Origin of the sequence: Streptomyces sp. NBC_00344 (genome assembly GCF_036088315.1) — a bacterium.
In the GTDB taxonomy this organism is placed as follows: Bacteria; Actinomycetota; Actinomycetes; order Streptomycetales; family Streptomycetaceae; genus Streptomyces.
Genome location: NZ_CP107996.1, coordinates 1,337,018 through 1,350,504, shown reverse-complemented (window position 1 = coordinate 1,350,504; position 13,487 = coordinate 1,337,018). Strand labels below are relative to the sequence as shown.

Below are 13,487 nucleotides of genomic sequence, written 5' to 3'. Positions count from 1 at the left end.
ACCGCGCCGCCGCGGCCCGACGGGGCCGATCGCCGTCCCACGTTGCTTTTTTGCCCCCTTATGCCGTCCTTCCGGCGAAGAGAGCACTATGGGAGGTGAGAGAGCGACGGGAGGAGGACGATGGCGCGAACGCGTAATCGCTACGCCCAGGACCGCGGGCTGACCACCCGCATGGTGACCACCATGTTCCTGATCGGTCTGCTCTACGTCGTCCTGGTCGGCGTACTTCTCGCGCTGCTGCGCGGCGCCTGGCCGATCATCCTGATCCTCGCGGGCGGTCTGTTCGTCGCGCAGTTCTGGTTCAGTGACCGCATCGCGGCGTACGGCATGGGCGCCCGGGAGGTCACCCCGGAGGAGGCACCGGAACTGCACGGCACCGTCGACCGGATCTGCGCACTGGCCGATATGCCCAAACCCCGCGTGGCCATAGCGCAGAGCGACGTCCCGAACGCCTTCGCGACCGGTCGCAGCGAACGCTCCGCACTGGTCTGTGCGACCACCGGCCTGCTGCGCAGGCTGGAGCCCGAGGAGCTGGAAGGTGTCCTGGCACACGAGATGTCGCACGTCGCGCACCGGGATGTCGCCGTCATGACCGTCGCCTCGTTCCTGGGTGTGCTCGCGGGCCTGATCACCCGGATCGCGCTCTGGGGCAATCTGGGCCGCAGCGCCCGGAGCAACGATCCCGTCGGTATCGCCATCATGCTGATCCCGCTGGTCAGCGCAGTGGTGTACGCGCTGAGTTTCCTGCTGACCCGGCTGCTCTCCCGCTACCGTGAACTGTCCGCCGACCGCACCGCGGCCCTGCTCACCGGACGTCCGTCGGCGCTCGCGTCCGCGCTGACCAAGGTGAGCGGGCAGATGGCACGCATCCCGACGGAGGACTTGCGGGCCGCCGAGCCGTACAACGCCTTCTACTTCATGCCGGCCTTCGCCGCGAAGGAGAGCCTGGGGCGGCTGCTCTCGTCCCACCCGACACTCGAGCAGCGCCTCGACCAGCTCGCCCGTATCTCCGCATCCCTCGACCGGCCGCAGCAGTAGCGGCAGTCACGCCGTCCGTCAGGAGTTGATCCTGTGGGTCTGCTCGACACCATCCTGGGCCGGAGCAAGCCGGTCCGGCCCGACCTCGACCAGCTCTTCGCCCTGCCCTCGGCGGCTCTCACTCTCGAGGCGGGTGCCGGATTCACCCCGACCGGCCGTGGGTCGGTCTGTTTCGCCGGCGCCGAGGGCGGTTCCTTCGCCCGGATCCAGCAGGATGTGCGGGAACTGCTCGACGCGGACACCGGCCGGGGCGGAGTCCCCGTAGCGTTCAGCCAGGACTCGTACGGATACACCTGGCTGCTCGCCCGCAGAACGCCCGATGACACGGCCGGCCTGGTCAACGACCTGCACGCGGTGAACAGCCTCCTGCAGGACGGGGGCTTCGGTCCGCAGCTGCTCTGCTCCCTGATCGGCTTCCAGGATGAGGCGCACCGGCCGCTCGCCCTCGTCTACCTCTACAAACGCGGCACCTTCTACCCCTTCGCGCCCCTGCCGGGGGACCAGAAACGCGACAGCCGGCGCGAGCTCCAGGCCAGGGCGGTACTCGGCGACGATCTTCGTATCGAGAAGGACCTTGCCCGCTGGTTCCCGGTCTGGGGTGCGCCGGGTCTCTAGCGCCGCGGCACGCAACGTCCGCCGCGTCGCGAGGCCCGGCACGTACGCTCGCCGAGCACGCACGGGATGCCGCTCCTCCCCGGGCAGAGTTCGTCTGGGGAGGAGCGGCATCCCGTGCGATCCGCCGGCCTAGATGTCCCGGAAGATCTCGATCTGCGCCCCGACCGAATTCAGCCGCTCGGCCAGCTCCTCGTACCCGCGGTTGATCACATACACGTTCCGCAGGACCGACGTGCCCTCGGCCGCCATCATCGCCAGCAGCACCACCACGGCCGGACGCAGTGCGGGCGGACACATCATCTCGGCCGCCCGCCAGCGGGTCGGGCCTTCCACGAGTACCCGGTGGGGGTCGAGAAGCTGCAGTCTGCCGCCCAGCCGGTTGAGGTCGGTCAGATAGATGGCCCGGTTGTCGTAGACCCAGTCGTGGATCAGGGTCTGGCCCTGGGCGACCGCCGCGATGGCCGCGAAGAACGGCACATTGTCGATGTTCAGTCCCGGGAAGGGCATCGGGTGGATCTTGTCGATCGGCGCTTCGAGCTTCGATGGCCGGACGGTCAGGTCCACCAGCCGGGTCCGCCCGTTGTCCGCGGGGTACTCCGCGCTGCGGTCGTGGTCCAGGCCCATCTCCTCGAGTACCGCGAGTTCGATCTCCATGAACTCGACCGGCACCCGCCGGATCGTCAGCTCCGACTCCGTGACGACGGCGGCGGCCAGCAGGCTCATCGCCTCGACCGGGTCCTCGGACGGCGAGTAGTCGACGTCGGTGTCGATGTGCGGGACGCCGTGCACCGTGAGCGTCGTCGTGCCGATGCCCTCGACCTTCACGCCCAGGGCCTCGAGGAAGAAGCACAGGTCCTGGACCATGTAGTTGGAGGACGCGTTACGGATCACCGTCACACCGTCGTTGCGGGCGGCGGCGAGCAGCGCGTTCTCGGTCACGGTGTCACCGCGCTCGGTCAGCACGATCGGGCGGTCCGGGGTGGCGCCCCGGGCGACTCGCGCGTGATAGAGCCCCTCCGTCGCGGTGATCTCCAGACCGAAGCGGCGCAGCGCGATCATATGGGGCTCGATGGTGCGGGTGCCGAGGTCGCAGCCGCCGGCGTACGGGAGTTTGAAGGCGTCGAGGCGGTGCAGCAGCGGACCGAGGAACATGATGATCGAGCGGGTGCGGCGGGCCGCCGTCGCGTCGATCGCGTCCATGTCCAGGCGGGCGGCTGGGACGATCTCCAGATCCTTGCCGTCGTTGATCCAACGGGTGCGTACGCCGATGGAGTTGAGCACCTCCAGCAGGCGGTACACCTCCTCGATGCGGGCCACCCGGCGCAGTACGGTGCGGCCTCTGTTCAGCAGCGAGGCGCACAACAGGGCCACACAGGCGTTCTTGCTCGTCTTGACGTCGATCGAGCCGGAGAGCCGGCGCCCGCCGACCACGCGCAGATGCATCGGCCCGGCGTACCCCAGCGAAACGATCTCGCTGTCGAGCGCCTCGCCGATGCGGGCGATCATCTCAAGGCTGATGTTCTGGTTCCCACGCTCGATGCGGTTCACGGCACTCTGACTGGTGGACAGCGCATCGGCAAGCTGTGTCTGTGTCCAGCCCCGGTGTTGACGGGCGTCACGGATGAGCTTGCCGATGCGTACGAGGTAGTCGTCTGCCATGGGGCAACGCTATCTCAGATATGAGATGACAGTCTGTCCGGGGTGGGCCATTGGAGTGATGTTGCGGTTGAAGCGGAACAGGTTCGCCGGGTCGTGGACGGCCTTCAGCCGGGCCAGCCGCGCATAGTCGGCGGGGTCGAAGCCGGAGCGGGTCAGGTCCTCCCCGGCCCGCTCCCCGTCCCCGTACACAAAGGGGAGCGAGCGTCCTACGGTCCATGGCTCCAGCGTCCGCTCCACCGTGTCCTGCAGGTCACGCGCGACGGAATGGCTGTCCGGGTCCTGGAGCATGGTGATGACCCGCAGGATGTAGCCCGCGTCCCGGCGCCCGACCGCGCTGCCGCCCTCCGGCCGGCGTGCCAGAGCGCCGCCCATCTGCCGGAGGTCGACCACGGACATCAGAGGGGCGCTGGGGCCCGTCAGGCCGCTCACGGCTCGCAGCGCGCCGGCGTCCAGCTCGCGCAGCAGCACATTGGTGCCGCTGTAGGCGTGCGGGAACGGCGGGTCCTGGTAGACCGACCCGCTCTCCGTGTACGGCAGTACCCGCAGGGAGTCGATGAGCCGTGGCCCGATCGCGCGCAGCGGAGCGACCAGCCTCTCGCCCTCCTCCGCGGAGCCGTTGAGGACGAGCCGGATGTGCGCGACGTAACGGCCGCGCAGCTTCTCCGGCAGCTGTTCCATGTCCGGGTAGTCGATGAGCCCCACCGATGAGGTCAGCTCCTCCGGGACCGAAGCGGACCAGGTGCGGTAGGTCTCCAGGACCTGGTCGACCAGATCTGCGGCGAAGAACATGCCTCCGCCCCAGACCCTCGACACCTCGACCAGCTCCACTTCGAGCGCGGTCACCACCCCGAAGTTGTGCCCGGCCCCGCGCAGCGCCCAGAACAGGTCCGGGTCGCTCTCCGCGGTCACCCGGCGCAGCCGCCCGTCGGCGGTGACGATGTCCGCCGCCCGGACACGGTCGGCCGCGTACCCGAACTCTCTGGCCAGCAGGCCGATTCCGCCCCCCAGGGTGTACGAGACCGCGCCGACGCCCGGGGCCGAACCGCTCAGCGGTGCGAGTCCGTGCGCGGCTGCCGCTTCGACGACCTGCTCCCAGCGCACACCGGCCTCGATCCACGCGGTGCGCGAGGCGGCGTCGACGCGGACCCCGTCCATCCGGCCGGTGGTGATGAGCACCCCGTCGTCGGCGGGCACCGAGAGTCCGTGCCCGGTGGCCTGGACGGCGACCGGCACCTTCCGCGCGGCGGCGAACGCCACCGCGACCCGCACATCCTCAGGGCAGCCGGCGCCCACGATCACCGATGGCCGGTGCCGGTACGCGGTCTGGAAACCGGCGGTCTCCGCGTCGTAAGCCTCGTCGCCCGGGAACAGGACCGGGCCGCTGATCTCGTCCGTGGGGAAATCGTTCATCGCAGGACCCTCCATCTGTCGCCGGCTGTCGCCGTCCGGATCATGGAGGGAGTCTGACGCCCATACCTGACATCTGCTGTCAGGTATGAGGAGCGACCGGGGGTGGGTCAGCCCCGCACGCACTCGACCTCGATCGACACGTCGAGATGACGGCCTGCCATCCCCCGCGACGCCGTCACCCCGAAGAGGGTGCGGTCGATACGGGCGGTGGCACGGGCGGTGAACCCCCGAGGTGTCGCCGACTGCTGTTCGACCGACAGCCGGACCGGCTGGGCCACACCGTGCGCGGTGAGCGTTCCGGTGACGCAGGCGCCGTCGACGCCATCGGCGGCGAACGTGATGAGCGGATGACGGTCGGCGTCGAGGAAGCGCGCCGACCGGACGGCGTCGTCCCGCATCGGATTGCCGGTACGGAAGCTCGATGCCGCGATCTCCACGCGGATGACCGATGCGCCGAGCGGTTCGGCCACGTCGACCGTCCCGGAACGGATCTCGAAGGTGCCGTTCACCGGCAGGAGCCCGAAGACGTGACGGGTCCCGAAGGTGACCGTGGAGCTGGCGGTGTCGATGGCGTAGCGCCCCAGTCGGGGCGCAGCCGGCGGGTTGTCCGGTTTCGGTTCCATGACCCCATCAGACAGCAGGTGGCCGCCCGGGCACAGGGCGAGCGGTAGGTTCCCGGTGCGACGAACGGATGGCCGGCGTGAGGCGCCATGCGACTTTCGTAGGGGTGCCGCCCAGCGGAGTCCCGCCGGCTGTGACCGGATGCCCGGCACGGCCCGCAGAGTACGGTTCATCAAGCAATCAAACTGTACAGGTGAACTGTACAACTTGAGCTGCGTATTTTAATGTGCACCGCATGAACGAGAGCCCGCGCCTGTCGCCCTCGGCGATTCAGGCTTCGCGAGAGGTCCGAGCGGTCATCAGCCGCCTGCGGCGCCGCATCCTGAACGCCGCCGAGGCCGAGGACATGACTCTCGGGCAGGCGTCCGTCCTGGCTCGCCTCTCCGGCAAGCAAGGCGTCACGGCAAGTGAGCTTGCCTCGGCCGAGGGGGTGCGCCACCAGTCCATGACGGCGACGGTCGCTTCACTGACCGCGCTGGGGATGGTGAAACGGCGGCCCGACCCCGATGACGGGCGCCGTCTGCTGATCGCGCTGACCGCGGAGGGGCACCGGCGTGTGGAGGAGGGCCGGCAGGCCCGGCAGGAATGGCTTGCCGGTGAGTTGCAGGAGAAGTGCACGGAGGAGGAACGGCGGGCCGTGATCGCCGCCATGGCGATACTGGAGCGCCTCACCCATGACTGAGCAGAGAACAGCGGGGCGGGACGGGACGGCGACGGCCGGTTTCGACCGGCGGCTGCTGCCGCCGATGATGCTGGGCTCGGTCCTGAACCCGGTCAACTCGACGATCATCGCCGTCACGCTCGTACCCATCGGCGACGCATTGCGCGTGCCGCCCGCGCAGACCGCGTGGCTGGTCTCGGCCCTCTACCTGGCCACTGCGCTCGGGCAGCCTGTCGTAGGGCGGCTCATCGACGTCTTCGGGCCGCGCAGACTCTTCCTCGCCAGCACGAGTCTTGTCGGGGTCGCCGGTGTCGTCGGCACCCTGGCGCCGAACCTGGGGATGCTGATCGCCTCGCGGGTCCTGCTCGGGTTCGGCACCTGCGCCGGATATCCCGCCGCGATGGCGCTGCTGCGCAGCGAGGCCAAGCGCACCGGGCAGGACAGTCCCGGCGGGGTGCTGACCGCCCTGGCGGTCGCCAACCAGACCATCGCCGTGCTCGGCCCTCTGCTGGGCGGCCTGCTGATCGGGCTGGGCGGCTGGCGCGCCACCTTCGCGCTGAATGTGCCACTGGCCGTCGCGGCCGTGCTGCTGGGACTGCTCCGGCTGCCCAGGGAAGCGGGTACAGGGGAGTCCCCGCAGCGTGGGCGGATCGCCGCCCAACTCGACCTGCCCGGCATGGCGCTGTTCGCCGTGCTGCTGATCTCGCTGCTGGTGTTCCTGATGAACCTGCACCTGCGCGACTGGTATCTGCTGGCGATCGCCGCCGCCGCGAGCGCCGCTTTCGCGGCGCGGGAGCTACGGGCCCCCACCCCGTTCATCGACCTGCGGGTGCTGGGTGGCAACACCCCGCTGCTCGTCACTTACGGGCGTGCGCTGGTGGCCTACGTCGTCGCCTACGCCTTCCTCTACGGCTTCGCCCAGTGGACGGAGGAGGGATTCGGGCTCTCGCCCTTCCACGCCGGGCTGGTGCAGATCCCCATGTTCCTCGTGGCCATCGGTGTCTCGGTCGTCTCCGGGCGGCGCGAAGGGGTGCGCGGCAAGCTGCTCGCCGGCGCGGTCGGGCAGGTTGCCGCCTGTGCGGTGATGCTGACGCTCACCGGGGACAGCGCCGTGTGGATGCTGATCCTCGTCGCCCTGATCTTCGGCGTCCCGCAGGGACTGAACAGCCTGGCCCTGCAGAACTCCGTCTACTTCCAGGCCGATCCCGAGCGCACCGCCTCATCGGCCGGTCTGCTGCGCACCTTCGCCTACGTCGGTTCGATGGTCGCCTCCTCCACAACGGCAGCCTCCTTCGGGCAGCGCGCCGACACCGATGGAATGCACCACCTCGCCTGGATCATGCTCGGCACGGGCGTGCTCCACCTCCTCATGACCGTCATCGACCGCACTCTCGGCCGCGGGACGGCCGGGGACACCTCGGCCGATACGCCGCAAGCGCCGCAGACCACCCGGTAGCTCCGCACCCTGAGGCTGTAAGCGCCTCAGCACCCGGCTTCCGGAGATCCGCGCGACCGCACACACTCGACGCCACTTGCCAGGCGTTCGCCGTCACGTCTCACCGTGTGCCGCGCCCGCCTGCCGTTCAACTGCGCAGCTGGGTGTTGAGCCGTGCGGCCTGTCGCGTGAGGTGGTCGCGTTCGGGGAGGCTGGACGCCGATCGGGCGGCTTCGGCGTAGAGCCGTGCCGCGGTCACCGGGTCACCGTCGCGCTCGTGCAGGTACGCCGCGACGGCGGTGTGGCGGGGCAGGGCCGGGTCGAGCCCGGCCAGGGCGGCCAGGCCGGCCCGCGGGCCGTCGGCCTCGCCGACCGCGACGGCCCGGTTGAGGCGGGCCACCGGGCTGTGCGTGAGTCGCACCAGTTCGTCGTACCACTCGACGATCTGCACCCAGTCGGTCTCCTCGACCGTCCGGGCGTCGCCATGGAGCGCGGCGATGGCGGCCTGGGCCTGGAACTCGCCCAGGCGGTCGCGGGTGAGGGCTGTCTGGAGCACGTCGACGCCCTCGGCGATCAGGCGGGTGTTCCACAGGCCGCGATCCTGCTCGGCGAGAGTTACGAGTCTGCCGTCGGGGCCGGTCCGTGCCGGGCGCCGTGCGTGGTGGAGCAGCATGAGCGCGAGCAGGCCCGAGACCTCTTCATGACGGGTCATGGCCGCCAGCCGGCGAGCGAGCCGGATGGCCTCGCCTGCGAGGTCGACGTCACCCGAGTAACCCTCGTTGAATACCAGGTAGAGCACGCGCAGCACCGTGGCGACGTCACCGGGCTGGTTGAACCGGACGTCCGAGACGGTCCGCTTGGCCCTGCTGATCCGCTGCGCCATGGTCGCCTCCGGCACGAGGTATGCCTGCGCGATCTGACGTGTCGTCAGGCCACCGACCGCGCGCAGCGTGAGTGCGACGGCCGATGCCGGCGTCAGGGACGGGTGCGCGCACAGGAAGTACAGCTGGAGCGTGTCGTCCACCGCCTCGCCCGGGCCGGGCACGGGCTCGCTGTCGACGCGCACCTCGCGGTGCCGCCGGGAGGCGTCGGCGCGCGCGGCGTCCAGGAACTTGCGCCAGGCCACGGTGACCAGCCAGCCCTGGGGGTTCCGTGGCGGGTCGTCCGGCCACACCCGCACAGCCTCCACCAGGGCGTCCTGCACGGCATCCTCGGCCGCCGCGAAGTCTGCTCCGCGACGGACGAGGATGCCGATCACGGTGGGGGTGAGGGCCCGCAGCAGAGCCTCGTCCACCATGTGTCACTCCGTGATGGTCGGGGGCGCGGTCAGGAACGGGCGCAGCTCGAGCCACTCGTGAATCGGCTTTCCACCCGCACCGGGAGCCGCGGACAACTCGCCGGCCAGCTCGAGCGCCCGCTCGTAGGTCTCGACGTCGATCACCATCCAGCCTGCGATGAGGTCCTTGGTCTCGGCGAACGGGCCGTCGGTCACCGGTGGCCGCCCCTCGCCGTCGTAGCGGACGAAGGTGCCCTCCGGGGAGAGTGCCTGACCGTCGACGAACTCGCCGGTGCCCTCTAGCCGAGTGGCGAAGTCCTGCATGTACTGCATGTGGTCCGAAACCTCCTCCGGCGTCCACTTGTCCATCGGCACGTCGTTGAACGATGCGGGCGCGCCCCGGTAGTGCTTGAGCAGCAGGTACTTGGTCACTGTTCTCTCCTTCGTGCGATACGGCCCATTGTGGCCGTGTTCACCCCTGGGACGGAGCCGCACCCGGGTTCTCGACATCCCGCCGCGATAATTTTCCGCCGGATTTCGAAGACTCCGCGGACCGGGCCACCGGAGCCCGGTCCTGCCCTACCGTGAGCGGCATGACTGACGGCCCGTGGCACCGCCGCCACTGTGTGGTCCTGGACGTGGCGATCGCGGTCCTGTTCGCGCTGGCCGACACCGCTGCGACGATGCTGGGGGCGAGCTGGTGGCCGGCCCGCCCCGGGCCGCTCGCCTGGGCCGTCCTCGGCGTGCAGGCTGCCGCCTGTCTGTCGCTGGCCGCCCGCCGTCGCGCCCCGCTCACCGTGATCGGAGTACTGGGCGCCTTCACCCTCGCTGTGACACTGCTGATCCACCCGGTGGGTGCGATCACCCCGGAACACAGCGCCAACGTCTGGGCGCCGTACTCCACCGCCCTCGCCGCCTACGGTCCGGTGCTCCACCGGCAGGACCGGCGAACGGCGTACGTCGCGCTGGGGGTCTTCAGCTTCGTCGTCGCGCGGCCGTGGCAGCCATCGGTGCCGGTCATGACGGTGGGGCTGCTGCGCACCGCCGTCGGACCGTTGCTCGCGCTGTACTTCGAGGCCCGCAGACGGCTGGTGCTCGCCCTGACGGAGCGGGCCGAACGGGCCGAGCGTGAGCGCCATCTGCTCGCCGAGCAGGCGAGGACCGAGGAACGCGCACGACTGGCGGGGGAGATGCACGATGTGGTGACCCACCGGGTGAGCCTGATGGTGTTGCAGGCGGGCGCGCTGCGGATGACGGCGGCCGACGACGCGACCCGGCAGGCGGCGGAGCAACTGCGGGCGGCCGGCTGTCAGGCGCTGGATGAACTGCGGGACCTGGTCGGCATTCTGCGCACGGCGCCCGGGGGCGACGAATCGCCGTCGGTATCGGGGTTCGCCGCGCTCGTGGAGGAGTCGACCGCGGTGGGCACCCCGGCCGAGCTGGTCGAGCAGGGCGACCGGACGCTCGCCTCGCCGGTGGTCGGGCGCACGGCCTACCGGGTGGTGCGGGAGGCACTGACCAATGTACGCAAACACGCTCCCGGCGCGCGGGTCACCGTCCGGGTCGAGTACGGCGAGGCCTGGCTGCTGCTCACCGTACGCAACGCACCGCCGCCGGCCCGAGCGGCCGGTGCCCCCGTCGGCGGTGGACTGTCCGGGACCGGCTCGGGCCTGGGGATCGCCAACCTCAGGCAGCGGATCGAGCTCGTGCACGGCACTCTGCGTGCCGGAAGCACACCGGACGGCGGCTTCTGTGTCGAGGCCGGACTCCCCGCGTACGTTCCGACCGCCGAACCGGTGGTGGGACGGTGATCAGGGTTGTCGTGGTGGACGACGAGCCGATGGTGTGCGGATTTCTGCGCACCATTCTGGGGTCGGCGGACGACATCGAAGTGGTCGGAGAGGCACACGACGGGGCGGCGGGTGTCGACGCGGTGCGGCGCAGCCGCCCGGACGTCGTACTGATGGACTTGCGGATGCCGGTGATGGACGGGCTCACCGCGATCGAGCACATCGGCACACTCGCCGAGCCGCCGGCCGTGGTGGTGCTGACGACCTTCGACGCCGATCAGTACGTACTGCGCGCGCTGCGGGCGGGCGCGGCCGGGTTCCTGGTCAAGTCGACTCCGCCGGAGGACCTGATCGGCCTGGTCAGGGTGGCGGCCGAGGGGCACACCGTGCTGTCCGCCGCCGCGGCGCGCAGGCTCGTCGCGGCGTCGACCGACGGCCTTTCGGCCCGTGACCGGGCACGGAAGCTGACCGAGTCGCTGACCGGGCGGGAGAGGGAGGTGCTGGCCTGTCTCGGGCAGGGACTCTCGAACGCGCAGGCCGCTGCCCGGCTCCATCTGTCCGAGGCCACGATCAAGGGATATGTGTCCCGGACGCTGGACAAGCTGGGCTGCGTTAACCGCACCCAGGCCGGTCTGATCGCCCATGACGCGGGCATCGCCCGCCCGTGACACTCCCGGCCACGGACCTCGTTGTGGGTGCGCTGTCCCGGCGAAGCCGGTCGCGGACGGTGTTCATGAGCAGCGACAGCACCAGCTCAGGGGCACCGTTGCCTGTCGACGGCTCCGGCTGTTGGGGCGGCAGCTCGGATCGCGTGCGATTCGCGCGGGGACCCGGCCACGATGTCGCTCGTCGGCATCAGGACGCGTGAGGTCGCTGGAGTCCCTCGAGGAGGAGAGCGATCAGGCGTCGGGGGTCGTAGCGGGGGTCGTTGTCGCGTCGGATGCAGAGATTTCCGATCCCGCGCATCAGCTCGTACGGCTGCGTGCCGGGGCTGATGCCGCCGGCCTCGACTGCGGCGTCGAGCAGTTGGGCGCAGACGGGCAGCAGGCGGTCGAGGAAGTGGGCGTGCAGCGCGGCGAAGCGGTCGTTGTCGGACTGCAGGGCGTCGGCGAGTCCGTGCTTGGTGACGAGGAAGTCGACGAAGAGGTCGATCCACTGGCGCAGTGCGTCGAACGGGGAGTCAGCACTGGTGAGCAGGTTCGGGCCGGCTTCGGCGCATTCCTCGATCTGGTGGCGGTAGACGGCGGTGACGAGATCCGCCCGGGTCGGAAAGTTGCGGTAGATCGTGGCCATCCCGACGCCTGCCTGGGCCGCGATCTGGCGGATCGGCGCGTCGACGCCGGAGGTGACGAACACTTCGGCGGCGGCAGTGAGCACCGTCTGCCGGTTGCGCTGGGCGTCGGCCCGCTTGCCTCCGGACGGCGACTCCCCTGCAGGGCTCTCGGTGGCCATCACGTAGTCCTTCCACGCCGGTTGACAAAGCGGAGCGCTGCTCCAGATACTAAATGGAGCGGCGTTCCGTTTCAGCTTAGCCGAAACGGGACGGCTTCTGACCGCCTTGCCCGTCGCCGATCGCCGGTCTGTGGAGACCAGCGGGCGGCAGTTGCCACCGAAAGGGAACCCTCATCGTGAGCACATCCACTGCCACCAGGGCCGACGCCTTGGGCACGCCCGCCCCTGTCCTGTCCTTCAGCCCCGTGGTCCTCTCCGTGCCCGGGCGTCCCGTGGACCTCCAGGTGCGCGTCTCCGTACCCGCGACCGGAACCGGTCTCCCGGTCATCCTGCTCTCCCACGGTCACGGCCCCTCGAACAGCCTCTCCTCACTCAACGGCTACGCGCCGCTCGCCAACTACTGGGCCGCCCACGGGTTCGCCGTCGTCCAGCCCACCCACCTCACCTCCCGGACACTGAGCCACCTGGTCGCCGACGCACCCGGTGCACCCGACTTCTGGCGCTCCCGCGCCGAGGACATGACCCACATCCTCGACCGGCTCGACGTGATCGAGGGCACCGTGCCGCAGCTCGCGGGTCGGATCGACCAGACCAAGGTCGCCCTCGCCGGACACTCGCTCGGCGGTTTCACCGCCGCCCTCCTGCTGGGCGCCGGGCTCAACGACCCCGCCACCGGAAACGTGGTGCACCTCGTCGACCCCCGGATCAAGGCAGGCGTACTGCTCGCCGCGCCCGGCAGGGGTGGCGAAGCCCTCAACGGGCCCATGGCCGAGCAGTGGCCGATCATCGGGGCCGTCGACTTCTCCACCATGACCGCACCCGCGCTGGTCGTCGCCGGCGACAAGGACGACTCCCGCCACTTCACGGACATGGGGCCCGACTGGCACGCCGACCCCTACACCCTCGCCCCCGGTCCCAAGACCCTGCTCACCCTGTTCGACGCGGAGCACGGACTCGGCGGGATCGCGGGATACGACGCCGCCGAGAACACGGACGAGAACCCGGTGCGAGTCGCCGCCCTCGCCCGGCTCACCGCGGCCTATCTCCGCACCCGGCTTCACCCCGGCTCCCTCGCATGGCAGACCGCGTGCGAGGAACTGACGACCGGCACAGACCCGGTAGGACGAGTCGAATCCAAGTAGGCCTCCCCACGGCGCGCCCCCGTCGCGCGAGGCGAAAGGGGCGCACAGGGACAGTCAGGGGGCTCGTGCTCGGCGACATGTCCGGGCAGCCGGCGCCACGGCGTGAAGTGCCGCGGGATCCAGGGCCCTCAGACGAATCGGCTGCCTCCGCGCTGCCCGGACCCATACACCTGGCCGATGGCCCTTGGCTGCGACCCTGGTGCGCAGCTTGTCGCGCACCATCGGCCATTCGTCTGCGAGCAGGCTGTAGGAGAACGAGTCACGAGATTCACCGTGTTCGTCCCACAGGATCTGAGCCGGAACCCGGGAAGCGACGGCATCACCAGCCCACCAGCGTCTGTTCTCCGGCCTCGCGCTTGAGCCGGCTGACGCCTCGCCGGATGTGACA

At 70.2% G+C, this 13,487-nt stretch carries 13 protein-coding genes; 7 read left to right on the top strand and 6 right to left on the bottom strand.

Annotated features, from left to right (window positions below; all coding sequences use genetic code 11):
* Positions 1-120: 120 nt before the first annotated feature.
* Positions 121-1,038 carry a zinc metalloprotease HtpX gene (gene htpX / locus OHS16_RS06115; protein ID WP_328536146.1) on the top strand — a complete coding sequence of 306 codons (918 nt, stop codon included), beginning with the start codon at positions 121-123 and terminating at the stop codon, positions 1,036-1,038.
* A gap of 33 nt (positions 1,039-1,071) precedes the next feature.
* On the top strand, positions 1,072-1,653 hold the full coding sequence (pspAB, locus tag OHS16_RS06110; protein ID WP_328536145.1) for a PspA-associated protein PspAB: 582 nt from the start codon (positions 1,072-1,074) through the stop codon (positions 1,651-1,653).
* Positions 1,654-1,782: 129 nt separating this feature from the next.
* Here the strand turns inward: pspAB and OHS16_RS06105 are convergent, their stop codons facing one another.
* The 3 genes from OHS16_RS06105 to OHS16_RS06095 form a co-directional block, all read right to left on the bottom strand.
* Positions 1,783-3,312 carry a helix-turn-helix domain-containing protein gene (locus tag OHS16_RS06105; RefSeq protein WP_328536144.1) on the bottom strand — a complete coding sequence of 510 codons (1,530 nt, stop codon included), beginning with the start codon at positions 3,310-3,312 and terminating at the stop codon, positions 1,783-1,785.
* Positions 3,313-3,321: 9 nt separating this feature from the next.
* Complete coding sequence (locus OHS16_RS06100; RefSeq protein ID WP_328536143.1) at positions 3,322-4,722, bottom strand: FAD-binding oxidoreductase; 1,401 nt, start codon at positions 4,720-4,722, stop codon at positions 3,322-3,324.
* A 107-nt stretch (positions 4,723-4,829) separates the two neighbouring features.
* Positions 4,830-5,345 carry a YceI family protein gene (locus OHS16_RS06095; RefSeq protein WP_328536142.1) on the bottom strand — a complete coding sequence of 172 codons (516 nt, stop codon included), beginning with the start codon at positions 5,343-5,345 and terminating at the stop codon, positions 4,830-4,832.
* Between the two features lie 233 nt (positions 5,346-5,578).
* Between OHS16_RS06095 and OHS16_RS06090 the strand changes: the two genes are divergently transcribed.
* Positions 5,579-6,025, top strand: coding sequence for a MarR family winged helix-turn-helix transcriptional regulator (locus tag OHS16_RS06090; RefSeq protein ID WP_328536141.1), 447 nt, complete (start codon positions 5,579-5,581; stop codon positions 6,023-6,025).
* Positions 6,018-7,460, top strand: coding sequence for an MFS transporter (locus OHS16_RS06085; protein ID WP_328536140.1), 1,443 nt, complete (start codon positions 6,018-6,020; stop codon positions 7,458-7,460). The genes OHS16_RS06090 and OHS16_RS06085 overlap by 8 nt, the downstream gene beginning before the upstream one ends.
* Before the next feature lie 127 nt (positions 7,461-7,587).
* Here OHS16_RS06085 and OHS16_RS06080 read toward each other — a convergent pair whose 3' ends face one another.
* Both OHS16_RS06080 and OHS16_RS06075 read right to left on the bottom strand, forming a co-directional pair.
* Positions 7,588-8,733, bottom strand: coding sequence for an RNA polymerase sigma factor (locus OHS16_RS06080; protein WP_328540733.1), 1,146 nt, complete (start codon positions 8,731-8,733; stop codon positions 7,588-7,590).
* A gap of 6 nt (positions 8,734-8,739) precedes the next feature.
* Positions 8,740-9,147 carry a YciI family protein gene (locus OHS16_RS06075; protein WP_328536139.1) on the bottom strand — a complete coding sequence of 136 codons (408 nt, stop codon included), beginning with the start codon at positions 9,145-9,147 and terminating at the stop codon, positions 8,740-8,742.
* Between the two features lie 161 nt (positions 9,148-9,308).
* Between OHS16_RS06075 and OHS16_RS06070 the strand changes: the two genes are divergently transcribed.
* Positions 9,309-10,526 (top strand): sensor histidine kinase, encoded by a 1,218-nt coding sequence (locus tag OHS16_RS06070; RefSeq protein ID WP_328536138.1) that lies wholly within the window; start codon positions 9,309-9,311, stop codon positions 10,524-10,526.
* Entirely contained in the window at positions 10,523-11,173 is a 651-nt protein-coding gene (locus OHS16_RS06065) for a response regulator transcription factor (protein ID WP_328536137.1), read from the top strand. The genes OHS16_RS06070 and OHS16_RS06065 overlap by 4 nt, the downstream gene beginning before the upstream one ends.
* A 187-nt stretch (positions 11,174-11,360) precedes the next feature.
* Here the strand turns inward: OHS16_RS06065 and OHS16_RS06060 are convergent, their stop codons facing one another.
* On the bottom strand, positions 11,361-11,957 hold the full coding sequence (locus OHS16_RS06060) for a TetR/AcrR family transcriptional regulator (RefSeq protein WP_328536136.1): 597 nt from the start codon (positions 11,955-11,957) through the stop codon (positions 11,361-11,363).
* A gap of 176 nt (positions 11,958-12,133) precedes the next feature.
* On the opposite strand from OHS16_RS06060, the gene OHS16_RS06055 reads away from it, so the two are divergent.
* Positions 12,134-13,099, top strand: coding sequence for an alpha/beta hydrolase family protein (locus OHS16_RS06055; protein ID WP_328536135.1), 966 nt, complete (start codon positions 12,134-12,136; stop codon positions 13,097-13,099).
* The last annotated feature ends 388 nt before the right edge of the window (positions 13,100-13,487 follow it).